This is a genomic window from Citrobacter sp. Marseille-Q6884 (genome assembly GCF_945906775.1).
GTDB lineage: Bacteria > Pseudomonadota > Gammaproteobacteria > Enterobacterales > Enterobacteriaceae > Citrobacter.
The window spans coordinates 1,068,863-1,092,907 of record NZ_CAMDRE010000002.1 but is presented as its reverse complement, the minus strand read 5'-3'; the positions used below and the strand labels follow the sequence as shown (position 1 = coordinate 1,092,907).

22 protein-coding genes and 3 pseudogenes are annotated in these 24,045 nt (G+C 47.7%); 8 read left to right on the top strand and 17 right to left on the bottom strand.

Annotated features, from left to right (window positions below; translation table 11 throughout):
- Positions 1-6: 6 nt before the first annotated feature.
- The 3 genes and pseudogenes from N7268_RS20460 to N7268_RS20450 all read left to right on the top strand — a co-directional run.
- Positions 7-264: pseudogene (locus N7268_RS20460) on the top strand (transposase); the annotation flags it as partial.
- A 67-nt stretch (positions 265-331) separates the two neighbouring features.
- Entirely contained in the window at positions 332-1,483 is a 1,152-nt protein-coding gene (locus N7268_RS20455) for an IS30-like element IS30 family transposase (protein ID WP_001254932.1), read from the top strand.
- Positions 1,484-1,492: 9 nt separating this feature from the next.
- Positions 1,493-2,398: pseudogene (locus N7268_RS20450) on the top strand (IS3 family transposase); the annotation flags it as partial.
- 8 nt (positions 2,399-2,406) lie between these two features.
- Here the strand turns inward: N7268_RS20450 and N7268_RS20445 are convergent.
- Positions 2,407-2,574, bottom strand: a pseudogene (locus N7268_RS20445) (terminase small subunit); the annotation flags it as partial.
- 79 nt (positions 2,575-2,653) lie between these two features.
- Between N7268_RS20445 and N7268_RS20440 the strand changes: the two are divergent.
- Positions 2,654-3,082, top strand: a complete 429-nt coding sequence (locus tag N7268_RS20440) for a hypothetical protein (protein WP_260864244.1) — start codon at positions 2,654-2,656, stop codon at positions 3,080-3,082.
- 440 nt (positions 3,083-3,522) lie between these two features.
- On the opposite strand, the gene N7268_RS20435 is transcribed toward N7268_RS20440, so the two are convergent.
- The 6 genes from N7268_RS20435 to N7268_RS20410 form a co-directional block, all read right to left on the bottom strand.
- Entirely contained in the window at positions 3,523-3,897 is a 375-nt protein-coding gene (locus N7268_RS20435; RefSeq protein ID WP_260864243.1) for a DUF6979 family protein, read from the bottom strand.
- A 104-nt stretch (positions 3,898-4,001) separates the two neighbouring features.
- Complete coding sequence (locus N7268_RS20430; RefSeq protein WP_260864242.1) at positions 4,002-4,559, bottom strand: hypothetical protein; 558 nt, start codon at positions 4,557-4,559, stop codon at positions 4,002-4,004.
- A gap of 68 nt (positions 4,560-4,627) precedes the next feature.
- The gene (locus tag N7268_RS20425) at positions 4,628-5,107 is read right to left on the bottom strand and encodes a DUF2514 domain-containing protein (protein WP_260864241.1); all 480 of its coding nucleotides are present in this window, start codon (positions 5,105-5,107) and stop codon (positions 4,628-4,630) included.
- A complete protein-coding gene (locus N7268_RS20420; protein ID WP_260864240.1) occupies positions 5,082-5,558 on the bottom strand; it encodes an Arm DNA-binding domain-containing protein in 477 nt (158 codons plus the stop codon). Before N7268_RS20420 ends, N7268_RS20425 begins: the two co-directional genes overlap by 26 nt.
- A 630-nt stretch (positions 5,559-6,188) precedes the next feature.
- Positions 6,189-6,350: a hypothetical protein gene (locus tag N7268_RS20415; RefSeq protein ID WP_260864239.1), complete on the bottom strand. Its 162-nt coding sequence runs from the start codon at positions 6,348-6,350 to the stop codon at positions 6,189-6,191.
- A gap of 210 nt (positions 6,351-6,560) precedes the next feature.
- The gene (locus tag N7268_RS20410) at positions 6,561-6,734 is read right to left on the bottom strand and encodes a YciY family protein (RefSeq protein WP_006684291.1); all 174 of its coding nucleotides are present in this window, start codon (positions 6,732-6,734) and stop codon (positions 6,561-6,563) included.
- Positions 6,735-6,876: 142 nt separating this feature from the next.
- On the opposite strand from N7268_RS20410, the gene cls reads away from it, so the two are divergent.
- Both cls and N7268_RS20400 read left to right on the top strand, forming a co-directional pair.
- Positions 6,877-8,337, top strand: coding sequence for a cardiolipin synthase (gene cls, locus N7268_RS20405; protein WP_260864238.1), 1,461 nt, complete (start codon positions 6,877-6,879; stop codon positions 8,335-8,337).
- A 34-nt stretch (positions 8,338-8,371) separates the two neighbouring features.
- Entirely contained in the window at positions 8,372-8,701 is a 330-nt protein-coding gene (locus tag N7268_RS20400; protein WP_260864237.1) for an HI1450 family dsDNA-mimic protein, read from the top strand.
- A gap of 35 nt (positions 8,702-8,736) precedes the next feature.
- On the opposite strand, the gene N7268_RS20395 is transcribed toward N7268_RS20400, so the two are convergent.
- From N7268_RS20395 to ychE, 7 genes are all read right to left on the bottom strand, one after another.
- Positions 8,737-9,573, bottom strand: a complete 837-nt coding sequence (locus N7268_RS20395) for an ion transporter (protein ID WP_260864236.1) — start codon at positions 9,571-9,573, stop codon at positions 8,737-8,739.
- A 46-nt stretch (positions 9,574-9,619) separates the two neighbouring features.
- Positions 9,620-10,624, bottom strand: a complete 1,005-nt coding sequence (gene oppF / locus N7268_RS20390; protein ID WP_260864235.1) for a murein tripeptide/oligopeptide ABC transporter ATP-binding protein OppF — start codon at positions 10,622-10,624, stop codon at positions 9,620-9,622.
- Positions 10,621-11,634 (bottom strand): murein tripeptide/oligopeptide ABC transporter ATP-binding protein OppD, encoded by a 1,014-nt coding sequence (gene oppD / locus N7268_RS20385; protein WP_260864234.1) that lies wholly within the window; start codon positions 11,632-11,634, stop codon positions 10,621-10,623. Before oppD ends, oppF begins: the two co-directional genes overlap by 4 nt.
- An 11-nt stretch (positions 11,635-11,645) precedes the next feature.
- Positions 11,646-12,554 (bottom strand): oligopeptide ABC transporter permease OppC, encoded by a 909-nt coding sequence (gene oppC, locus N7268_RS20380; protein WP_115601916.1) that lies wholly within the window; start codon positions 12,552-12,554, stop codon positions 11,646-11,648.
- A gap of 14 nt (positions 12,555-12,568) precedes the next feature.
- Positions 12,569-13,489: an oligopeptide ABC transporter permease OppB gene (gene oppB, locus N7268_RS20375; RefSeq protein WP_260864233.1), complete on the bottom strand. Its 921-nt coding sequence runs from the start codon at positions 13,487-13,489 to the stop codon at positions 12,569-12,571.
- Between the two features lie 119 nt (positions 13,490-13,608).
- A complete protein-coding gene (oppA, locus tag N7268_RS20370) occupies positions 13,609-15,240 on the bottom strand; it encodes an oligopeptide ABC transporter substrate-binding protein OppA (RefSeq protein WP_198904018.1) in 1,632 nt (543 codons plus the stop codon).
- 771 nt (positions 15,241-16,011) lie between these two features.
- Positions 16,012-16,659: a YchE family NAAT transporter gene (gene ychE, locus N7268_RS20365; RefSeq protein ID WP_198904017.1), complete on the bottom strand. Its 648-nt coding sequence runs from the start codon at positions 16,657-16,659 to the stop codon at positions 16,012-16,014.
- Positions 16,660-17,147: 488 nt separating this feature from the next.
- On the opposite strand from ychE, the gene adhE reads away from it, so the two are divergent.
- The gene (gene adhE / locus N7268_RS20360) at positions 17,148-19,826 is read left to right on the top strand and encodes a bifunctional acetaldehyde-CoA/alcohol dehydrogenase (RefSeq protein ID WP_198904016.1); all 2,679 of its coding nucleotides are present in this window, start codon (positions 17,148-17,150) and stop codon (positions 19,824-19,826) included.
- Positions 19,827-20,045: 219 nt separating this feature from the next.
- Here the strand turns inward: adhE and tdk are convergent, their stop codons facing one another.
- A complete protein-coding gene (tdk, locus tag N7268_RS20355) occupies positions 20,046-20,663 on the bottom strand; it encodes a thymidine kinase (protein ID WP_005126397.1) in 618 nt (205 codons plus the stop codon).
- A gap of 645 nt (positions 20,664-21,308) precedes the next feature.
- On the opposite strand from tdk, the gene hns reads away from it, so the two are divergent.
- Entirely contained in the window at positions 21,309-21,722 is a 414-nt protein-coding gene (gene hns, locus N7268_RS20350) for a histone-like nucleoid-structuring protein H-NS (RefSeq protein WP_003020723.1), read from the top strand.
- 137 nt (positions 21,723-21,859) lie between these two features.
- Here hns and galU read toward each other — a convergent pair whose 3' ends face one another.
- The gene (gene galU, locus N7268_RS20345) at positions 21,860-22,768 is read right to left on the bottom strand and encodes a UTP--glucose-1-phosphate uridylyltransferase GalU (protein ID WP_198904015.1); all 909 of its coding nucleotides are present in this window, start codon (positions 22,766-22,768) and stop codon (positions 21,860-21,862) included.
- Positions 22,769-22,972: 204 nt separating this feature from the next.
- Positions 22,973-23,986 (bottom strand): two-component system response regulator RssB, encoded by a 1,014-nt coding sequence (rssB, locus tag N7268_RS20340; RefSeq protein WP_198904014.1) that lies wholly within the window; start codon positions 23,984-23,986, stop codon positions 22,973-22,975.
- Positions 23,987-24,045 lie beyond the last annotated feature (59 nt).

Sequence of the window (24,045 nt, the reverse complement as noted above, 5' to 3'; positions counted from 1 at the left end):
GTCCCAATGAAAAAAAGAAATTTCAGCGCAGAGTTTAAACGCGAATCCGCTCAACTGGTCCTTGATCAGAACTACACCGTTGCAGCTGCGGCCAGTGCTATGAATGTGGGTCTTTCTACCATGACGCGATGGGTAAAGCAGTTGCGGGATGAACGACAGGGCAAAATACCTAAAGCCTCCCCTATAACCCCGGAACAGATTGAAATACGTGAGCTGAAGAAAAAGCTACAACGCATTGAAATGGAAAACGACATATTAAAAAAGGCTACTGTAGATTCAATTGGTCAACGCAACAGTTATGTGAAAACATGGGGTTGCGGAGGTTTTTTGAATGAGACGAACATTTACAGCAGAGGAAAAAGCCTCTGTTTTTGAACTATGGAAGAACGGAACAGGCTTCAGTGAAATAGCGAATATCCTGGGTTCAAAACCCGGAACGATCTTCACTATGTTAAGGGATACTGGCGGCATAAAACCCCATGAGCGTAAGCGGGCTGTAGCTCACCTGACACTGTCTGAGCGCGAGGAGATACGAGCTGGTTTGTCAGCCAAAATGAGCATTCGTGCGATAGCTACTGCGCTGAATCGCAGTCCTTCGACGATCTCACGTGAAGTTCAGCGTAATCGGGGCAGACGCTATTACAAAGCTGTTGATGCTAATAACCGAGCCAACAGAATGGCGAAAAGGCCAAAACCGTGCTTACTGGATCAAAATTTACCATTGCGAAAGCTTGTTCTGGAAAAGCTGGAGATGAAATGGTCTCCAGAGCAAATATCAGGATGGTTAAGGCGAACAAAACCACGTCAAAAAACGCTGCGAATATCACCTGAGACAATTTATAAAACGCTGTACTTTCGTAGCCGTGAAGCGCTACACCACCTGAATATACAGCATCTGCGACGGTCGCATAGCCTTCGCCATGGCAGGCGTCATACCCGCAAAGGCGAAAGAGGTACGATTAACATAGTGAACGGAACACCAATTCACGAACGTTCCCGAAATATCGATAACAGACGCTCTCTGGGGCATTGGGAGGGCGATTTAGTCTCAGGTACAAAAAACTCTCATATAGCCACACTTGTAGACCGAAAATCACGTTATACGATCATCCTTAGACTCAGGGGCAAAGATTCTGTCTCAGTAAATCAGGCTCTTACCGACAAATTCCTGAGTTTACCGTCAGAACTCAGAAAATCACTGACATGGGACAGAGGAATGGAACTGGCCAGACATCTAGAATTTACTGTCAGCACCGGCGTTAAAGTTTACTTCTGCGATCCTCAGAGTCCTTGGCAGCGGGGAACAAATGAGAACACAAATGGGCTAATTCGGCAGTACTTTCCTAAAAAGACATGTCTTGCCCAATATACTCAACATGAACTAGATCTGGTTGCTGCTCAGCTAAACAACAGACCGAGAAAGACACTGAAGTTCAAAACACCGAAAGAGATAATTGAAAGGGGTGTTGCATTGACAGATTGAATCTACAACCGCGCTCTTGATGTCAGACTCCCTGAACAGTTCTCGTTAATCGGGAAACTCAGAGCGCAGTATCCTGTGGTCACACTCTGCCACGTGTTCGGGGTTCATCGCAGCAGCTACAAATACTGGGAAAAAAGCCCCGAAAAGCCAGACGGCAGGCGAGCGGTGTTACGCAGTCAGGTTCTGGAGCTGCATAACATCAGCCATGGCTCTGCTGGCGCAAGAAGTATAGCGATTATGGCAACCCTGAGAGGCTTCAGAATGGGACGCTGGCTTGCCGGCAGGCTCATGAAAGAACTGGGGCTGGTGAGTTGTCAGCAACCTACCCACCGGTATAAACGCGGTGGTCATGAACACATCGTTATCCCGAATCGCCTTGAGCGACAGTTCGCAGTGACAGAGCCTAATCAGGTGTGGTGCGGCGATGTGACGTATATCTGGACAGGCAAGCGTTGGGCTTACCTCGCTGTTGTTCTCGATCTGTTCGCAAGGAAACCGGTGGGCTGGGCAATGTCATTCTCACCAGACAGCAGGCTGACCATCAAAGCGCTGGAAATGGCGTGGGAAACTCGCGGTAAACCAGCCGGAGTGATGTTCCACAGTGACCAGGGTAGCCACTATACAAGCAGGCAGTTCCGGCAGTTACTGTGGCGTTGCCGGATCAGGCAGAGTATGAGCCGACGTGGAAACTGTTGGGACAACAGCCCGATGGAACGCTTCTTCAGAAGTCTGAAAAACGAGTGGGTGCCAGTGACAGGTTATATAAACTTTAGCGAAGCTGCTCATGCGATCACAGACTATATCGTCGGTTATTACAGCTCGCTAAGGCCGCATGACTATAACGGTGGGTTACCCCCAAACGAATCGGAAAACCGATACTGGAAAAACTCTAAAGCTGTGGCCAGTTTTAGTTGACCACTTCACGCTTTGAGTTCGGCGATCCTGTTCTGGATGTCAATTTTTGACAAGTTCTGAGCGGCGATACGGTTTGCAGTTTTAGCGCTGTACCCCGCCCGAATAGCCGCCTGCGTGGCGTTTAAATCGATGAGGTACTCGCGACAGAACATTTCTTGCTTGTCGGTGAGTGCCATAAGTTTTCGCTTTTATCTAAAGTATCTGGACAGCATGTCGTAAACTTAACTACATACCTAAGCAAAAAAAGGAGTCATAGTGCTTACTTCTCCAATCTGGAATCCGACGGGATATCTCATTGAATTGGCTGTGAGAAAAACAATGGATGCTTTTAGCTCCTCGGCGACAAACAGCGATATTTCTGCTGAAGAACTGAATGAAGACGCAACGAAGGCAAATATTCAATCTTCAGTGCTTCAGGAGCAAGCTAAAGTTGAGCAAGAACTTTCAATAGCAAGAAGAATACTTATTGCTGAAGAAGTAGAAATTGAAGAATTCTATGATACGTCTGGCAAGGGTGGCGTAGGTTTAAAACAGGAAGAAGGTGATGGCCTCTCTTTAGGGGCTCACGGTAGCGGTCGCAGAATTACTAAACGAGTCATCAAATTTAAAGGCTTTAGCTCTCAAGCTCAGGAAATGCTTGCTCAAAGCGATGCGTCACGAATTACTGATAATAACCAGTCTTAGAATTCAATTCTGAGGTTACCGCTCTAACCTAATTTTGACACCGCTCCCTGACGTACTGCTGCAGGGAGCTCAACTACCCGGTATTGTCATAATTTTGTCCTCGCCTCGACATTATCAAGCCCACCCGCAGGTGAGCGTTGGAATTGTTACTTCCGGCATTTCGCCTGCCACACTTTATTGTGTGCTTGGATGTCTTTCTTCGTCTGTTTAGACAACACATCCTAGCTGTAGAACATGCCATAGCCGAATAGATACAAGGCATGGGTGCTATGCCATGATTTCATTTGTCATACAAATCAGCATATGTTCTTATACCGCCACTCCAAGTAACAAACTTAGAGAATATCCACTGAGAACCCTTTGCCCTGGCTCTCTCCAGGGCTTTTTTTCCCCTTAGAATCACGAGTTCATGCACTCGATGGAAGTTTACTGCAATACTATTACGCTGGTTGTTGAAGAACTTCATACTTAGATAGCGTCATAATTAGCTTAAATGAGCCTTGCCTGTCCCAATAGCCGAGTGATTCACATAGCTCGTCATGAGTCGCATCAGGATGTAGTAGAATATATTGTGCAGCCTCTTGGACTCTTTTCCAAAGAATACCCACTTTTCTTGTCGGTTCCCTGGAATCAACTCCTTGTAAGAACCCACTCTCAGCTAAAGCTATGAACGTTACCTTTAGGCATACTTTGTTTCTTACAGCAGGACTTTCACTCAGTGCAAAAATCGCATCAGTCCACGCATCTGCCGGATCTTTATGTTTATCAACAATTATTCGATGGGCAAGTAATGCAGCTTCTTCATAAGTCCCCATACACCCTCCTGATTTCAGAGGATAATGTAGCATTACAGCAGGCACTCAGTGAATGCCTGCTGTAAAGCCCTTTGTGATGGCAATAAAAGACCGCCCAGAGGCGGTTATCTAATGTTAGTCGTTATCCATTCACAGAATTTATCTGAAAGCTGTTCCATAGACTTCTCAACGTCTGTTACTAACGGAATCATCTTTTCCAGCGCATTAGCTTTTGTAAGCTTCCCGGACTCCGATAATCCAAAAGTTTTGTTACATTTATCCAGCTTTTCAAAGATTGCTTCAACCTCGCTTTTGAAGTCTGGAAAGTAGAGTTTTACTAATACATCTACCTCTCCATGAGTGGACGTATTAATTTTTTCTCTTATGACTTTATCCAATAACTCTTCGGAAATGCTGCCTTGCAAATAACCTAATCTCGCGGAATAAAAGAAATAAATTTCTTTACTCCATTTTGTCATCGCGAAGAACGTTTGCTCACTCTTCTCACGCATTAGCTTTCTGGACTCTTTTTCTGACTCACTTTTAACTTGCTTATCCCACCGTTTCTCAGCAAAAAGGTTCGTAAGAAAGGAGCCGCCAAGTGCACCTGCCAATCCTGCTAATCCAGTTATCACCGCTGCCCATGGTATTTGAGTAACCACTTCCGCCGTATTTGTTTCCATACATCCCCCATTTATAAGTGTGGGAATTTAGCATTATCGAAGCCCTTCAGAGAAGAGCTTGTGTAATGCTAAAGCGTGGACACCGGATTGTTATTGGATTCTCTCACCAAGTCATAAATGCGTTCACACGTCATCCCGGCGGCATAGCGTTCGTCAGCGATTCCAGCATATCGCTTAGCTTCTGCTGCAATATCTCCGAGCATGTTGGCGAGCATTCCGGTGGTTGTGTCGGTTGTTTTGCTTCTGATGGCAGCGGCAAGATCTGCGGTGTGCTTTGCGGCGTCCAGGCGGGTGGCAAGTTTTTTGGCTTGTTGCTGCAGCTGGTTAACAGTGGCAGACAGACCAGCAGCAGTGGCAGCTGATTTAGCGGCTTTCGCTTGTGCATTTTTTACAGCCTCATCACGGGCAATAATGCGCCCTTGTTCAATCATGCGGGCGGCGGTCTGTGCGTTCGCAGTCTGCGAAGATTCCTCACTATCACGATCAGCCCATTTTGTTTCCCAGCTGCGGTTCGTCCACTCACTACCAGCAAGAAACGCACCGGCCAAAGACTTCTATCCAGTGCATTTTTGTCGAGTTATCGACTTTCACGTTTCGCATCGGTTCATCGACATGCTTGCTGAATACCAACTGATAATAATCAGTCCTTGTTAGCTGATTCGCGATGCAGTGTTTTTCGATCCAATAATTGAATGCTTCAGCCACTGTCATAGAACCTTCACGCGAGAGCTTTTCCAGTTTTACTTGCTCCCGCGGATCTAAGCCTTCGGTAAGCCATGTCCTGAACTGCTGACGCCTTTCTCTTGCCTGAGCAATACTCATTGCAGGATAATCACCGACATTAAGATTTACAGCTTTACCTTCCCATCTGTAACGGTAGAAAAAAGAAACTTTACCAGCCTGACTGATCCTTGCATTCAGCCCATGAGAATCTGAAATGGTTTCGATATCATCTCGTTTCTTGCCCAGGGACTTCCTGAGCTTTGTGTCGGTAATCATTGAATGTGTACACATCTGGCTTGCGAGTACGCAAAAGTGTACACAAAACTCGTTGCTCAAAGATACCCGCAATGTAACACTTGTACTCGAAGAGTGATGGCTCAGGGGCTGAAAGGCAGATGGCGTAAGGGTTCAACGTAACAGAACGTTTTTATGCGAAATTCTTCGAAATGGTCTAAATGACATTTTAAAAAAGTATTTTAGCAAAATAGCCATATTAATATTAATAAGCCGGTTGACTATTTATCCGCTTATAATAATCCCGAAGGTGCATTTGCATACCCAATAAGCGATGCACCTTTATTATAACCCCATTAGATTAATACTCGTTGATTAGCTAAAGCCAGAATCATGTAAGCGGTGTGGATAAAGCCGACTTATAGATAAAATCTCTTTTTATTACTCTCAAACTCAACGATATTGTAGTCTGCTTTTCGTACGACTATCAGGTTTGCAGTGTTAGTGTTGTGCGGTTTGATAAGAACCCCTCGTTTGGGCGACATGCCATAACGACAAGATTACACGTAACACATTAAATTTAATAAATTATTTTTTATTTAACACGTAGAAAGAACACCACTTCATCGCCCGTTTATGTCGCTTATGAAGTGGAGATATTTAGGGGGAAATTTAATAACCAGCAGCTTTGTTAGCGGCGTTAATACGCTCTATTCTGGCGTCTTTTTGATTTTGATCTGTAGCCTGCATAATTCCACCAGCGGCTTCAATCCAGTCACTTGCTGTGCACCCGGATAATGTAAAACTCAACATGAGTGCCACGATACGCTTCATCCTAACTCCATTATTTAATCGCTGCAAAAAACAATAAGTATTTATAATAATATGGCTATTATCGTTACATTGTCACAAATGTTATCCAGGTAAACAATAAACGAATCGTGAACAGCGTTGAAGAAAATGGCTGAAAGGAAAAATAACAAAGGGATATGGCGAAATACGATTCAGACTTCATTGGGCACCGCCAGCGGTGCCCTTTTGGACTCAGATACCGTGGATCGCAAACAACAACGAATTACGCTGGTGATTGAGAATGCACTTTCTGATGGTATGGATACGCATGTTACGACGCGATTGTCCTTCAAGCCAACGTGCTTTACGGCGGCTAGCCTGACGCAGCATCCGCCAGCGCCCCACTTCCGTTCTACTACGCTTCATGTTAACGACTCTTCCAGTTACAGAGCGAACATTATACCGCCAGACCGAATGCAGACCAGCGGTTTTCCCGTGTTTTTATTTGCCAGATGAATCCTGATGCGTAAACTCATAAGAATACGCTTTCAAAAGGATTTTTAAATTTATGACAACCTTCTACACCGTGGTGAGTTGGCTGGTCATTCTGGGATACTGGGTACTCATTGCTGGCGTAACGTTACGCATTCTGATGAAGCGACGCGCAGTGCCCTCCGCAATGGCCTGGCTTTTGATCATCTATATTCTGCCATTGGTAGGGATCATTGCTTATTTGTCCTTTGGTGAACTGCATCTTGGCAAGCGCCGTGCCGAACGCGCCAGGGCGATGTGGCCATCCACAGCCAAGTGGCTGAACGACCTCAAAGCCTGCAAACATATCTTTGCGCAGGAAAACAGCAGCGTCGCCTCCTCCTTATTTAAGCTTTGTGAACGGCGTCAGGGGATTGCTGGCGTTAAGGGGAATCAGCTCCAGCTACTCACCAGCTCTGATGATGTCATGCAGGCGCTTATTCGCGACATCCAGTTGGCGCGACATAATATTGAGATGGTGTTTTACATCTGGCAACCCGGCGGCATGGCCGATCAGGTCGCAGAATCCTTAATGGCGGCCGCACGGCGAGGTATTCACTGTCGCCTGATGCTGGATTCTGCAGGCAGCGTGGCATTCTTCCGTAGCCCGTGGGCTGCCATGATGCGTAATGCGGGCATTGAGGTCGTCGAAGCGCTGAAGGTTAACCTGATGCGTGTCTTTTTACGTCGAATGGATCTGCGCCAGCACCGTAAAATGATCATGATCGACAATTACATTGCCTATACCGGCAGTATGAACATGGTAGACCCGCGTTTCTTCAAACAGGATGCGGGCGTTGGGCAATGGATTGATCTGATGGCGCGAATGGAAGGACCGGTAGCCACCGCCATGGGTATCGTCTATTCCTGTGACTGGGAAATTGAGACCGGTAAGCGTATTTTACCGCCGCCGCCTGATGTCAACATCATGCCTTTCGAGCAAGCCAGCGGGCACACTATCCATACGATTGCGTCAGGTCCGGGGTTCCCAGAAGATCTGATTCATCAGGCTCTGTTGACTGCTACATATTCGGCACGCGAATATTTAATCATGACCACCCCCTACTTCGTCCCCAGTGACGATCTGCTGCATGCCATCTGTACGGCGGCGCAGCGGGGCGTGGATGTCAGCATTATTCTTCCCCGCAAGAATGATTCTGTACTGGTCGGCTGGGCCAGCCGGGCCTTCTTCACCGAACTGCTTGCCGCTGGCGTCAAAATCTATCAGTTCGAAGGTGGTTTGTTACACACTAAAAGCGTACTGGTCGATGGCGAACTGAGCCTGGTCGGTACCGTTAACCTGGACATGCGCAGTCTGTGGTTAAACTTTGAAATCACATTGGTGATTGACGATGCCGGATTTGGCGGTGACCTTGCCGCGGTGCAGGACGATTATATTTCGCGTTCCCGCTTACTTGATGCACGCCAGTGGATGAAACGTCCCGTCTGGCAGCGGATTGCAGAGCGACTGTTTTACTTCTTTAGCCCGTTGCTGTAAAACGTGCTCACCAGACGGTATACAGGTAGTCATTATGGATATGGATTTGAACAATCGCCTGACTGAAGATGAAACGCTTGAGCAGGCTTATGATATTTTTCTCGAACTGGCTGCGGACAACCTCGATCCGGCAGACATCATTCTGTTCAATTTGCAGTTTGAGGAACGTGGCGGCGCAGAGTTATTTGACCTTGCTGAAGACTGGCAGGAACACGTTGATTTTGACCTGAACCCTGACTTTTTTGCCGAAGTAGTGATTGGTCTGGCCGATACAGAAGATGGCGAGATTAACGATATTTTTGCTCGCGTGCTGTTATGTCGCGAAAAAGATCACAAACTCTGCCACATTCTCTGGCGCGAGTAATCAAACAAAAAAGCTGCTTTCGCAGCTTTTTTCATTTAATCCGGTAGCTTACTCCCGCAACGGTTACAAAATTGCGCACTGTATTCATGCTGACTCTGTTGGCACTGAGGACACTTACGCTGATTCTGGCGCTGCTGAAACGCACTGCTCATGTGCGTGGTAATCAATCCTGTCGGGATGGCAATCACCGAATAACCGATAAGGATAAGCACCGACGCCACGATACGCCCCAATGGGGTATGCGGAGCGATATCACCATATCCCACCGTCGTGACGGTCACTATTGCCCAATAGACCGACGAATTCAGCGTTGAAAACCCATAGTTCGGCCCTTCAATAAGGTACATCAACGTACCAAAAATAATCATCAGAATGCCGATAAAGGAATAGAACAGAATCAACTGATGCTTCGCGCTTTTAATTGCGCTCCAGAAGATGCGCAGCGAGGGCATAAAACGCAGCAGTTTGAGAATACGTAACACGCGGATAGCACGCATCGCGCGCCAGGCAAAAACATAGTTAAGACTGATTTCTGGCCATAGCCACATCACATACAGCGGTAAGATGGTGGCTAAATCGATAATCCCCCAAAAGCTAAAAACGTATTTAGCCGGATTAGCCCAACAACACAATCGAAGCAGATATTCGATGGTGAAGACCAGCGTAATAAATATCTCGAGCCAGACAAAAGAGCGCCACTCATCATAAGTAAAATGGTATTGCGTCCCAACACCTGACTCAACGAAGATAACAATGACGCTAAGTAACGCAAACAGCGCACACATGCCTTCAAAACGACGGCCTGAACGCGTGTTTAAATCGAACAATTTACGATAGAGCGTACGGCGGACAGAAGACACTAAGCCAGACACATTAACCTCACCAGAAAGAAGGGCTGACGAATGTCAGCCCTCACGATTATAGCGGGTCTACTTTCAGGCAGGAAACAGCATGTCGGAAACTTCCCTCAAGAACCGGCCGCGTTTTCGCGCATTCCGGCCCGGCTATCGGACAGCGTGTACGGAACACACAGCCAGACGGAGGGTTAATGGGGGACGGCAGTTCACCTTCCAGCAACTGGATTGTTTTATTCTTTTCCAGATCAGGATCGGGGATCGGCACCGCGGACATCAGGGCTTTGGTGTAAGGATGCAGAGGATGATGATACACCTCATCGTACGTCCCCAACTCCACCGCATGCCCCAGATACATCACCAGCACGCGATCGGAGATATGTTTAACCACCGCCAAATCGTGCGCAATAAAGATTAACGATAATCCCATTTCACGCTGTAGTTGTTGCAACAGGTTAACCACCTGCGCCTGGATCGACACATCCAGTGCGGAAACCGGTTCATCGCAAATGATCAGCTTCGGTTCAAGAATCAGTGCGCGAGCAATACCGATACGCTGGCACTGTCCACCTGAAAACTCATGCGGATAGCGGTTAATCAGGTTTGGCAGCAACCCCACTTTCATCATCATCGCCTTCACACGGTCACGCACTTCCTGACCTGGCAGACCAGGATGATAGGTACGCAACGGCTCGGCAATAATTTCACCGATGGTCATACGCGGGTTTAACGATGCCAGCGGGTCCTGGAAAATCATCTGAATATCGCTGCGAACGTCCCGCCATTCATCCGGTTTCATTCCCAACAGATCTTTGCCCAGCCAGGCAACCTTACCGTCGGTGGCTTTCACCAGACCGATAATCGCCCGCGCAAAGGTCGATTTACCGCAGCCCGACTCGCCCACCACGCCTAACGTTTCACCTTCATACAGTCGCAGCGTTACGCCATCAACCGCTTTCAGGGTTTTCGACGGCTGCCAAAACCACTGCTTGCCGTCTTTGATATCGAAATGGACTTTAAGGTCAGCGATTTCGAGAAGTACTTTACGTTGTTCAGTCACCGCTGTCATAACAGTTCCTCCACCGGTTTAAAGCAGGCGCGCAGTCGGCCCGGGCTAAACTCTTCCAGTGGCGGAGCACTGCTACAGATTTCCATCGCATGCGGGCAACGAGGCTGGAACGGACATCCTTTCGGCAAACGCAACAGGTTTGGCGGATTACCCGGGATAGTCAGCATCTCTTCGCCTTCGGCATCCAGACGAGGTACCGCACTGAGCAAACCGATAGAATACGGATGAACAGGCTTATAAAAGACATCGCGCGCGCTGCCGTATTCCATGGTGCGACCGGCATACATCACCAGAACTTTGTCGCAAATCCCGGCGACCACACCCAAATCATGCGTAATCATAATAATCGCGGTATTGAATTCACTTTTCAGTTCATTCAACAGCGTCATAATTTGCGCCTGAACCGTCACATCCAGTGCGGTTGTAGGCTCATCGGCGATCAGAAGTTTCGGACGACAAAGTAGCGCCATTGCAATCATGACACGCTGACGCATACCGCCGGAAAACTCATGCGGGTACATCTTCATGCGCTTACGCGCTTCCGGCATTTTGACTGCGTCCAGCATTTTGACCGACTCTTCAAACGCTTCGGCTTTACTCATGCCTTTATGCAACATCAGCACTTCCATTAACTGCTCTCCAACCCGCATATACGGGTTTAGTGAGGTCATGGGGTCCTGAAAGATCATCGAAATTTGCTCAGCACGCAGCTTGTTCAGCTCGCGCTCAGGTAAATTCAGAATTTCACGTCCGTTAAACGTCGCAGATCCACCGATACGGCCATTGGCCGCCAGCAGCCCCATCAGGGCAAACGCAGTTTGCGATTTTCCTGAACCGGATTCACCCACAATACCCAGCGTTTCACCGGCACGCAGCGAAAAGTTCAGATCGTTTACCGCAGTGACATCGCCATCAGGGGTTTCAAAGGTCACGCGAAGATCTTTAACGTTCAGCAGTGCGTTAGCCTGTTGTTGCGCGAGCGGCGCGGTTGAGGTTTCAATTACGCTCATGGCTGCACTCCTTAACGGTCTTTCGGGTCGAGGGCATCACGCAGGCCATCGCCAATAAAGTTAAAACAGAACAAAGTGACCACCAGGAAACCTGCCGGGAACAGCAGCAACCACGGCGATACTTCCATCGAGTTGGCACCATCGCTCAATAGCGCGCCCCAACTGCTTAACGGCTCCTGGGTACCTAAACCAAGGAAGCTCAGGAAGGATTCAAACAGAATCATGCTTGGCACTAACAGAGACGCATACACCACCACCACGCCGAGCACGTTTGGCACAATGTGACGGATAACGATACGCACCGTAGACACCCCGCCAACCTGTGCTGCTTCGATAAACTCTTTACGCTTCAGGCTAAGGGTTTGACCACGTACGATACGCGCCATGTCCAGCCAGGAAACCATGCCGATCGCCACGAAAATCAGCAGGATGTTTTGCCCAAAGAAGGTCACCAGCAAAATCACGAAGAACATGAACGGGAAGGAGTTAAGAATTTCCAGCAGGCGCATCATCACCGAGTCGATTTTACCGCCCAGATAACCCGACAGCGATCCGTACAGCGTCCCGACAATCACCGCCACCAGCGCTGCCGCAATCCCGACCATCAGCGAAATTCGCCCGCCAATCGCGACACGCACCAGCAGGTCACGCCCGGATGAGTCAGTACCGAAATAGTGCCCGGATTCCGTATCCGGCGCGCTGGACATCATTCCCCAGTCGGTATCGAAGTAGGTAAATTGCGACAGCATGGGGGCCAGCGTCACAAATAGTGCGATGATGACCAGTACCACCAGGCTTGCTACCGCCGCACGGTTATGCATAAAGCGTCGACGAGCATCCTGCCAAAGGCTACGACCTTCAACCTCCAGCTTTTCACTGAAATTCTCCAGTGCCTCGCTGTTTTTCTTACTTAACATCATAGCGAGCTCCAGTATCAGTAACGAATTTTCGGGTCGATAACGGCGTACAGCACATCGACAATCGCATTAAACACGATGGTCAGCGTCCCCACCAGAATGGTCAGACTCAACACCAACGAGTAGTCACGGTTCAATGCGCCATTGACGAACAACTGCCCAATACCCGGTAATCCATAGATGGTTTCAATAACCATTGAACCGGTAATAATGCCGACGAACGCCGGACCCATATAGGACAGCACAGGCAGCAATGCAGGCTTCAGCGCATGGCGGAAAATGATCCGCCGCATCGGCAACCCTTTCGCACGTGCGGTACGAATAAAGTTAGAGTGCAGCACCTCAATCATCGACCCGCGGGTGATACGGGCGATACTGGCGATATACGCGAGTGATAATGCCACCATCGGCAGGATCATAAATTTCAGCGCCCCGCCGTTCCAGCCACCACCGGGTAGCCATTTCAACGTTATTGCAAATATCATGACCAATAAGGGCGCGACAACAAAACTGGGTATCACCACCCCGGTCATTGCCACCCCCATTACCGTGTAATCCCAGCGTGTATTTTGCTTCAACGCGGCAATCACGCCGGCACTCACACCGATAACAACCGCCAGGAGAAAGGCCGCAGCACCCAGTTTCGCAGAAACGGGAAAGCTGGAGGCAACCAGGTCGTTAACCGTGTAGTCTTTATATTTAAATGAAGGACCAAAATCACCGTGCGCCAACTGCTTCAGATAGCTGAAGTACTGCGTCGAGATAGGATCATTAAGATGGTATTTCGCTTCAATATTCGCCAGAACCTCTGGCGGTAACGCACGCTCACCGGTGAAAGGACTTCCCGGCGCAAGGCGCATCATAAAGAATGAAATTGTAATAAGAATAAACAGCGTCGGAATCGCTTCCAGACAGCGGCGTAATATGAATTTTAACATTGCCCGTACCTTCTGGCGTGTGCCTTTATACCTCTTTCACCAGATGTGCTGTCAAAGAGGTTTTATAGTTCGATGAAAAAGACACTGTGGGGCAAAATGAATTGCCCCACGTCTTGCCATTAATGCTTGATAATATACAAGTCTTTCACGTGGATATTATCCATCGGGTCTTTACCGGAATATCCGCCGACCCATGGTTTCACCAGACGGGCGTTGACGTAGTAATAAACCGGCACAATCGCAGAGTCTTTATCCAACTGCTGCTCTGCCTTCGAATACAGCTCGCTGCGCTGCGCTTCGTCGGTCACTTTCAGGGTATCTGCAATCAGCTTGTCAAATGCAGGGCTCTTATAGTGAACGGTGTTGTTGGAGCTGTCTGACAGCACCATGTTCAGGAAGGAAGTCGGTTCGTTGTAATCTGCACACCAACCCGCACGCGAAACATCATAATTCCCCTGGTGACGCGTATCGAGGAATGTTTTCCATTCCTGGTTTTCCAGCTTCACATTTGCGCCCAGGTTTTTCTTCCAGATAGAGGCCGCAGCGATAGCCAGCTTTTTATGCAGATCGGAAGTGTTATACAGCAAATCGAAGGTTAACGGTTTTTCAGCGGTATAACCCGCTTCAGCCAGCAGTTTTTTCGCTTCTTCGTTACGTTTTTCCTGTGACCACTTGAACCACTCTGGCTCTACCAGTTTCGCGCCATCGGTATACGGAGGCGTAAAGCTGTATGCCGGCAGATCGCCCTGGTTTTTCACTTTGTTGACGATAATGTCACGATCCAGCGCCAGCTTCAGGGCAGTACGAACACGCACATCGTTGAACGGTGCTTTCTGGTTATTAATTTCGTAATAGTAGGTACACAGATACGGATCAACGTGAACTTCGTTCGGGATCTCTTTCTTAAGCTTCTGGAATAACTCAATCGGCATGTTGTTATAGGTCATGTCGATTTCACCACTGCGATAGCGGTTAACGTCAGTCACTTCAGAGGAAATTGGCAGGTAGGTTACCTGGTTAATCACGGTTTTAGCGTTGTCCCAGTAATTGGTATTACGCTCAAGCACGATACGCTCGTTGACAACCCAGTCTTTCAGTTTGTATGAACCATTAGAAACGATGTTTGCTGGCTGAGTCCATTTATCGCCAAATTTTTCAACAACGGCTTTAGGTACCGGGGAAACGGAGGAGTGAACAAGCAGTTTATAGAAATAAGGAACCGGTTCGCTGAGGGTAACTTCAAAAGTATGGTCATCAATCGCTTTTACACCGAGATCGGTGACTGGCTTTTTACCGGCGATAATATCATCAATATTGACAATATGACCGTACTGCAAATAACTGGCGTACGGTGAAGCGGTATTCGGATTAGCCAGACGTTGCCAGCTGTAAACGAAATCTTCAGCGGTAACCGGCGTGCCGTCAGACCATTTTGCGTCTTTACGCAGATGGAATGTCCAGACTTTAAAATCTTTATTTTCCCATTTTTCAGCGACGCCAGGCGATGGTTTGCCGTCAACGTCACTGATTAATAATCCTTCAAACAAATCGCGGTTAATGTTGGATTCTGGTACGCCTTCGATTTTATGCGGATCGAGTGACTGAACTTCCGAACCATTATTACGCACCAGCGTCTGCTTCTCAGCAAGCTGCACGCCTGCAGGTACAACAGCCGCCGTTGCAACATTACCCGCAACGAGCGCAGTTAGGATCCCCGCAGCTACCAAACTTTTTTTAGTGATGTTAGTCATTGTGTTTGTACTCCCTCATTATTATTAGCTGGCTTTTTAACCAGACTGTTAATCCTGTTCGGATTCCTGTCCAGCACCGGAGATTTTCTGCTGTCAGGTCGTTATTGTTTACTGCTTGCTATCACCGACTTTATTTATTCTGGCGATTCGTATGACCGCCTTGCGTCGATTCTCTACGTACCTCCCCTGCCGGAAGCACGCTATTATTCTGCGGAGAGAAGCTAATTGAAAACGATTCTCATCAGCGTGAAATCTTCTGCAAAATACCTGGCCGGAAAGTATCAAATGCGTTTCTTAACCGCCAATACATTTTGCAAATTTGTTAACCAATTCTCTTTTATCGAAAAAAAATCTCACAAAGAAGAGGCGAGAACAGAGCTATTTTTATATTAAAACCATTAAAATCAACAAGCTATGTCAACACCGACGGTGGTTACCCTGTCCGATACCCACACTGCGTCAAAGTGCACATAAATTTAACAATTGATTATTAATTAGCACATTCATCTAAAATCGACGTTGAAATAACTAATAACATTTCGATAATCCTTCAGCAAGCCCCAGAGTATGATGTTAATAAAATAACAGTGTCTTCTGTGTTAGCGCATGCAGATGAAAAAACAATTATCTTTTAAATCAACGGATAATATGTGATATGACGTTCAGAAGCTTTTCGTATTTCAATGACAATTTTCAACTTTCGTGAGAAGTTTTACTGATAATGAAAAAAAACGGAGCTGTTCCCAGCTCCGTGTGCGGTAAACCTGTTTGTTAGGTCAGCAGACCTGGGAAAATGGATTTGATCCCGGTAACAATGAATTCGATACCTAATGCCATCAGCAATAACCCCATAATACGCGTAATGACGTTGATACCGGTTTGCCCCAACAGACGAACCAACCAGGGCGCCATGCGAAACAGCCCCCAACAACATAAGGCAAACAGCGCAATCGCAACAAAGAAACCGAACAGGTTTATCGCACTGTGATAGCGCGTTCCCCAGACGATAGTCGAACTGATCGCCCCTGGCCCCGCCATCAGCGGTAATGCCAGCGGAACAACACCAATACTTTCACGTATGGCAGTTTCTGATTTTTCCTGTTTGTTCTGCTTATCTTCCCCAAGTTTTCCGCTGATCATCGACATCGCAATCGTCACCACCAGAATACCGCCGGCAATACGGAATGAATCGATTGAGATACCAAAGAGTTGCAGAATACCGTCACCAAGGAACAATGATGTCCACAAAATGATCGCGACTGACAGGTTGGCTGTAAGGTTTGTTTTATTGCGCGCCGCAGCCGTTTGGTAGCTGGTCATGCTAATAAAGACGGGGATGATCCCCACCGGGTTGACTAATGCAAATAACCCAATGAAAAACTTAAAATAAACAGGAAAATCAAATAGCGTTTGGATCACGGTTAGCTCCGAAGCGTTAGCCGGATAAAAATGAGTCATAAAAAGTGATTAAAACCGCGCTGAAGATACGCCTTTTGGCAGCATAGTTCACCTTCTATCTGCATATATGTGTATAAACTCTCTACCCTTTCTCGGTGTTATCAATATGTATTAAATATGCTAATGTTATCCTTATTCACCACCTCAATTTATTAACACTTACCAATAAACGCTAAAAGGGCCTGCTGAAAGGTGTCAGCTTTGCGTAAATTTGATCTGGATCACGCAATTACTACTCAGAAGTGAGTAATCTTGCTTACGCCACCTGGAAGTAACGCGTTAGAGTTAACTGGCGCTAGCGTATAAGCTCTTTTAGTAAATCAAAGTAAAGTGGGCGTTAATTAACCGTTTGATTTTCAAAACGTTATACAAATTTTCGTCGATCTGTCTATACTCTCGTATCGAGCAGATGATTTACTAAAAAAGTTTAACATTATCAGGAGAGCATTATGGCTGTTACTAATGTCGCTGAACTTAACGCACTCGTAGAGCGCGTAAAAAAAGCCCAGCGTGAATATGCCAGTTTCACTCAAGAACAAGTCGACAAAATCTTCCGCGCCGCCGCTCTGGCTGCCGCAGATGCTCGAATTCCTCTCGCAAAAATGGCTGTTGCCGAATCCGGCATGGGTATTGTTGAAGATAAAGTGATCAAAAACCACTTTGCTTCTGAATACATCTATAACGCGTATAAAGATGAAAAAACCTGTGGTGTCTTAGCTGAAGACCACACTTTCGGTACCATCACCATCGCTGAACCGATTGGTATTATTTGTGGTATCGTCCCGACGACCAACCCGACGTCAACTGCTATATTTAAGTCACTGATTAGCCTGAAGACGCGTAACGCCATCATCTTCTCTCCACATCCGCGTGCTAAAGATGCAACCAACAAAGCGGCTGACATCGTTCTGCAAGCTGCTATCGCTGCTGGTGCACCGAAAGACCTGATTGGCTGGATCGATCAACCTTCCGTTGAACTGTCCAACGCGCTGATGCATCACCCGGACATCAACCTGATCCTTGCGACCGGTGGTCCAGGTATGGTTAAAGCAGCATACAGCTCCGGTAAACCAGCAATCGGCGTAGGCGCAGGTAACACTCCAGTTGTTATCGACGAAACGGCTGATATTAAACGTGCTGTTGCATCCGTACTGATGTCTAAAACCTTCGATAACGGCGTAATCTGTGCTTCTGAGCAGTCTGTTGTTGTGGTTGATTCCGTGTATGACGCCGTTCGCGAACGTTTCGCTAGCCACGGCGGCTACATGCTGCAAGGTAAAGAGCTGAAAGCCGTTCAGGATATCATCCTGAAAAATGGTGCACTGAACGCAGCAATCGTCGGTCAGCCGGCATACAAAATCGCTGAACTGGCAGGCTTCTCCGTACCGACTAACACCAAGATTCTGATTGGTGAAGTTAAAGTGGTTGACGAAAGCGAGCCGTTTGCACACGAAAAACTGTCTCCGACTCTGGCAATGTATCGTGCTAAAGATTTCGAAGACGCTGTGCAGAAAGCTGAAAAACTGGTTGCTATGGGCGGTATCGGTCACACCTCTTGCCTGTACACCGACCAGGACAACCAGCCAGAGCGCGTCGCTTACTTCGGTCAAATGATGAAAACTGCGCGTATCCTGATCAACACCCCGGCATCTCAGGGTGGTATCGGTGACCTGTACAACTTTAAACTCGCACCTTCCCTGACTCTGGGTTGTGGTTCCTGGGGTGGTAACTCCATCTCTGAAAACGTTGGTCCTAAGCACCTGATCAACAAGAAAACCGTTGCTAAGCGAGCTGAAAACATGTTGTGGCACAAACTTCCGAAATCTATCTACTTCCGTCGTGGCTCACTGCCAATCGCACTGGATGAAGTGATTACCGATGGTCACAAACGTGCTCTGATCGTGACCGACCGCTTCCTGTTTAACAACGGTTATGCTGACCAGATCACCTCTGTTCTGAAAGCCGCTGGCGTTGAAACTGAAGTGTTCTTTGAAGTTGAAGCTGACCCGACTCTGAGCGTTGTTCGCAAAGGTGCTGAGCTGGCTAACTCCTTCAAACCAGACGTTATCATCGCACTGGGTGGTGGTTCCCCGATGGACGCCGCGAAAATCATGTGGGTAATGTACGAACACCCGGAAACCCACTTCGAAGAACTGGCGCTGCGCTTTATGGACATCCGTAAACGTATCTACAAGTTCCCGAAAATGGGCGTGAAAGCGAAAATGATCGCTGTCACCACGACTTCCGGTACCGGTTCTGAAGTCACTCCGTTCGCCGTTGTTACCGACGATGCAACTGGTCAGAAATATCCGCTGGCAGACTACGCACTGACTCCAGATATGGCGATTGTTGATGCTAACCTGGTCATGGACATGCCGAAGTCACTGTGTGCTTTCGGTGGTCTGGATGCGGTGACTCACGCTCTGGAAGCTTACGTTTCTGTACTGGCATCTGAATTCTCTGACGGCCAGGCGCTGCAAGCGCTGAAACTGCTGAAAGAAAACCTGCCAGCGTCCTACCGTGAAGGTTCTAAGAACCCGGTAGCGCGTGAGCGTGTTCACAGTGCAGCGACCATCGCGGGTATCGCGTTCGCTAACGCCTTCCTAGGTGTATGTCACTCAATGGCGCACAAACTGGGTTCACAGTTCCACATTCCTCACGGTCTGGCGAACGCCCTGCTGATCAGCAACGTTATTCGTTATAACGCGAACGACAACCCGACCAAACAGACTGCATTTAGCCAGTACGACCGTCCGCAGGCACGTCGTCGCTACGCTGAAATCGCAGATCATCTGGGTCTGAGCGCACCGGGCGACCGTACTGCGGCTAAAATCCAGAAACTGCTGGCATGGCTGGAAGAAATCAAAGCTGAACTGGGTATTCCTAAGTCTATCCGTGAAGCTGGCGTTCAGGAAGCTGACTTCCTGGCACACGTTGACAAACTGTCTGAAGACGCGTTTGACGACCAGTGTACCGGTGCTAACCCGCGTTACCCACTGATCTCCGAACTGAAGCAAATCCTGCTGGATACCTTCTACGGACGTGAGTATAACGAAGGTGAAACTGCCGCGAAAACTGAAACTGCTGCAGCGCCAAAAGCTGAGAAAAAAGCGAAGAAATCCGCTTAATTCAGTCGAATAAGTTCTCGCATCACAAAACGGCCCTTTGGGGCCGTTTTTTTTCGCCTTGAGCTATATAAACTCAGGACACACCGAGACCTGCCAGAGCCGATGAATGGCCCTGCAGAACTCCGTAGAGAGAAGAGACGAGAATGATGTCAGAAGAAGCGACAGAGCAGGGCTCTGCGCCCTACTCTGCGTGTATTAGCGTATCCGGGAAGGGAGGGATTAATCGTGGCTGTGACGTTCCTGAATAGCCGTCAGAGAGCCTTCGGACTGCGCCTCTTTATAGTGCTTACGACAGACCGATACATAACGCTCATTCCCGCCTATAACCACCTGTTCACCTTCGTTATAAGGTCGTCCGGCCTGATCAAGACGTAATACCATGCTGGCTTTACGGCCACAGAAACATATGGTCTTTAATTCAACCAGCTTATCTGACCAGGCAAGCAGGTATTCGCTGCCGCCAAATAACTCTCCACGAAAGTCGGTACGTAAGCCATAGCACAACACCGGAATATCCAGCTGATCGACAACCTCGGATAATTCATAAACCTGTTGCCGCGTCAAAAACTGAGACTCATCCACCAGCACACAATGTATTCTTTGCTGGGCATTCTCCGCACGAATCTCCTCGAACAATGATGAATTTTGGTTAAACAATTTTGCAGGTGACGACAGTCCTATACGTGAACTTACTTTTCCTGCACCAAAGCGGTCGTCAATTTCCGCCGTATATACAACGGCACGCATCCCACGTTCCTGATAATTGTACGAAGATTGCAGCAATGCAGTTGACTTACCCGCATTCATTGCAGAATAGTAAAAATATAGCTGTGCCATTGACCGAGGCCCTCACCTGGGTAAATAAATATGGGCAGGATTGTATCATAATTCACAAACATGTCGGGGTGGCGTTGCTACCCAGCATGTATAAAAGACTGAGCAAACATCATCCATAGCCCCTATATAATGTGAGTGACAGGATGAACGCCCGGTAGCTAACTTTAGTATCTGACAGCACGATTGTACGCAAGCAAAGCGCTAACAGCCTGAAGCCGGGCGGGTATATACACATTCTTTCACAAATAGTGCGCTAGAAATTCATCAATACCGCTTATCATCACGCATCAATAAAGAAACCCTGCCCTTATTGTTATTGAATCCCGCCGCCGCAACCGCGTAATAGCGAATTTCAGTAAGCAAAACTAATACAAAAGGTTGAAATTACTGCAAAGAGATACTATTCCAACATCATAAAATGTGACCTGAATCTTGAATTTTTACTCTCGACAGAAGAGAGTCCCCCTCCGCAATAAGCCTTTTTTGTGCCCACTTCCATGGAGAATTTAAGCCAGAAGAATTAATACAGACACTAAATAAAGTGCAATTTTGAATTCCTTACATTCCTGGCTATTGCACAACTGAAATTATCGCTCTATTATTAGCTCAACAAACCACCCCCAATATAAGTTTGAGATTACTACAATGAGCGAAGCACTTAAAATTCTGAACAACATCCGTACTCTTCGTGCGCAGGCAAGAGAATGCACTCTGGAAACGCTTGAAGAAATGCTGGAAAAATTAGAAGTTGTTGTTAGCGAGCGTCGCGAAGAAGAAAGCGCTGCTGCCGCTGAAGTTGAAGAGCGTACTCGTAAACTGCAACAATATCGTGAAATGCTGATTGCTGACGGTATTGACCCGAACGAACTGCTGAATAGCATGGCTGCTGTTAAATCCGGCACTAAAGCTAAACGCGCAGCACGTCCGGCTAAATATAGCTACGTTGATGAAAACGGTGAAACTAAAACCTGGACTGGCCAGGGTCGTACACCGGCTGTGATCAAAAAAGCAATGGAAGAACAAGGTAAACAACTGGACGACTTCCTGATCAAGGAATAATTCAGAATTAGTTTGCTTAAAATCCCGCCACTGGCGGGATTTTTTTTACCTGTACTTCGCGCAGTATCTGTCAGGATTATGTATAAAAAAACGGCGCTGGATTAAAGCGCCGTTCGTTTCTGATTAATACCGTTGTGTTACTTTTTAATACCCATCTCGTCTTCAAGCCACGCTTTAAATTCAGCGCCGAGAGTATTGTGGCGAATACCGTATTCAACGAAAGCCTGCATATAACCCAGCTTATTACCACAGTCATGGCTTTTACCCTTCATGTGATAAGCTTCAACGGTTTCTTTTTCGATCAGCATATCGATGGCATCAGTCAGCTGAATTTCGTCACCGGCTCCCGGAGGCGTTTTTGCCAGCAGTGGCCAGATATCTGCGCTAAGGACATAACGACCAACAACAGCAAGATTAGATGGTGCAACATCGGCTTTCGGCTTTTCAACAACGCCAACCATCGGTACGCTTTCGCCCGGTGCTAATTCAACGCCTTTGCAATCCACAACGCCGTAAGCCGTTACGTCTTCAACAGGCTCTACCATTATCTGGCTGCTGCCCGTTTCATCAAAACGGTGGATCATTTCGGCGAGGTTATCGCGGGATAAATCAGATTCATATTCGTCAAGAATAACGTCAGGCAGAATGACCGCAACAGGTTCATCGCCTACAACCGGATGTGCGCACAATACCGCATGGCCCAGGCCTTTTGCCAGCCCCTGACGTACCTGCATAATAGTGACGTGCGGCGGGCAAATAGATTGTACTTCTTCCAGCAGCTGGCGTTTTACACGTTTTTCCAGCATCGCTTCAAGTTCAAAGCTGGTATCGAAGTGGTTTTCAATAGAATTTTTAGACGAGTGCGTCACGAGAACAATTTCAGTGATGCCCGCAGCAATACATTCGTTTACGACGTACTGAATTAATGGCTTATCAACCAACGGTAGCATCTCTTTCGGGATTGCTTTCGTAGCCGGTAACATCCTGGTTCCTAATCCCGCAACCGGGATAACGGCCTTTTTGACTTTTGAATTAAGGGCAGCCATTTAAAACTCTCCTGGACTGTTCATGTATTGAACGTGTTCATCAATCTGTATCGCATCCGAGTATATCAGTACCGCGACAAGCTTCTGGTCTGAAAAGGACGCGCGTCGGTATAATTAAGATAAATACGAATAAATCTGGCGCTGATAGTAGCATTCACAACGCCAGAGAGGTGAAGCAATTTCATTCTCCACCCTCCCGTTTGTTCATTCCGCAGACAGCATCAGCCGCAGGCGACCACCTGCCCCCCATATTTGGCACTGCCAGGACTCACAACGTTGGCTTAGCTGATTAAGATAAGTATTCCCTAACGTGCCCAGCGGAACACCATTACTGATTTGCACATTATGGGTACCGGTATTTAATGTCGCATTCAGCCCCGCGGATACCAGTATCAGATTTTTTAATCCACTGTGGTAATACCCCACCAGCAGTGGAAACTGTCCAGGTAAATTGGCCTGTCTCAACAAATGATTGACCTGTTTCAATAATGCGCCTAACTCTGGCAAGCGTTGATTTTGATGAGCTAACTGTTCCTGCAACAAACCATTAAATAGCGCCCGGAGTAACAGTGCGGCCAGAACGCCATTGTCCCCTGCCCGCGTCACATCGAGACAATAGAAAGCGAGATCGTGGTCAGAGAGCGGCGCGATATCCAGCACCAGCCCCGGCTGGTCGGCTGCAACCAGTTGCCGATAGTTAATTCGGCATTGAGAAATAATTTGCTGAACCGGAGGTTGAAGCTCCTGCAGTAGTTTCGCCGCGGCAGCAGGATCACCAACCATGGCATCCCAGTCACGAAACAGCCGCTCTTCTTCTTCAACTCGGGAATTAAACATATTGGGATAGAGGCACGCAAAGACCGTTTCCCGCAGGCGGTTTAGGTCCTTCACAGGTTTCAATAATACATCGTCCACGCCCAGTCGTAGTGCTTTGGCAATATCGGACATATTTTCGGTCGCAGAGATAACCAGAATCGGCGTCTGATCGCCACGATTACGCAGGTACTCAACCAGTTTGAGGCCGTTCATCCTCGGCATAGCCAGATCGCAAATCATCAGATCGGGTGTGAAGCTACCCAGTAACTCCAGCGCATCAAGCCCATCGCCAGCTACCGCCGTTGTCGCTCCCAAAGAGGAAAACCATGAGTCCAGAAGAGACCGAAATACCGGCTCATCTTCAACAATAAGAATCTGTTTTCCGACCAATGGCTGCGTCATATTCTCCCCCCTGACTGGCTTTAATAAATAGTGGCATGCTATTGCTACTCACGCCTGTC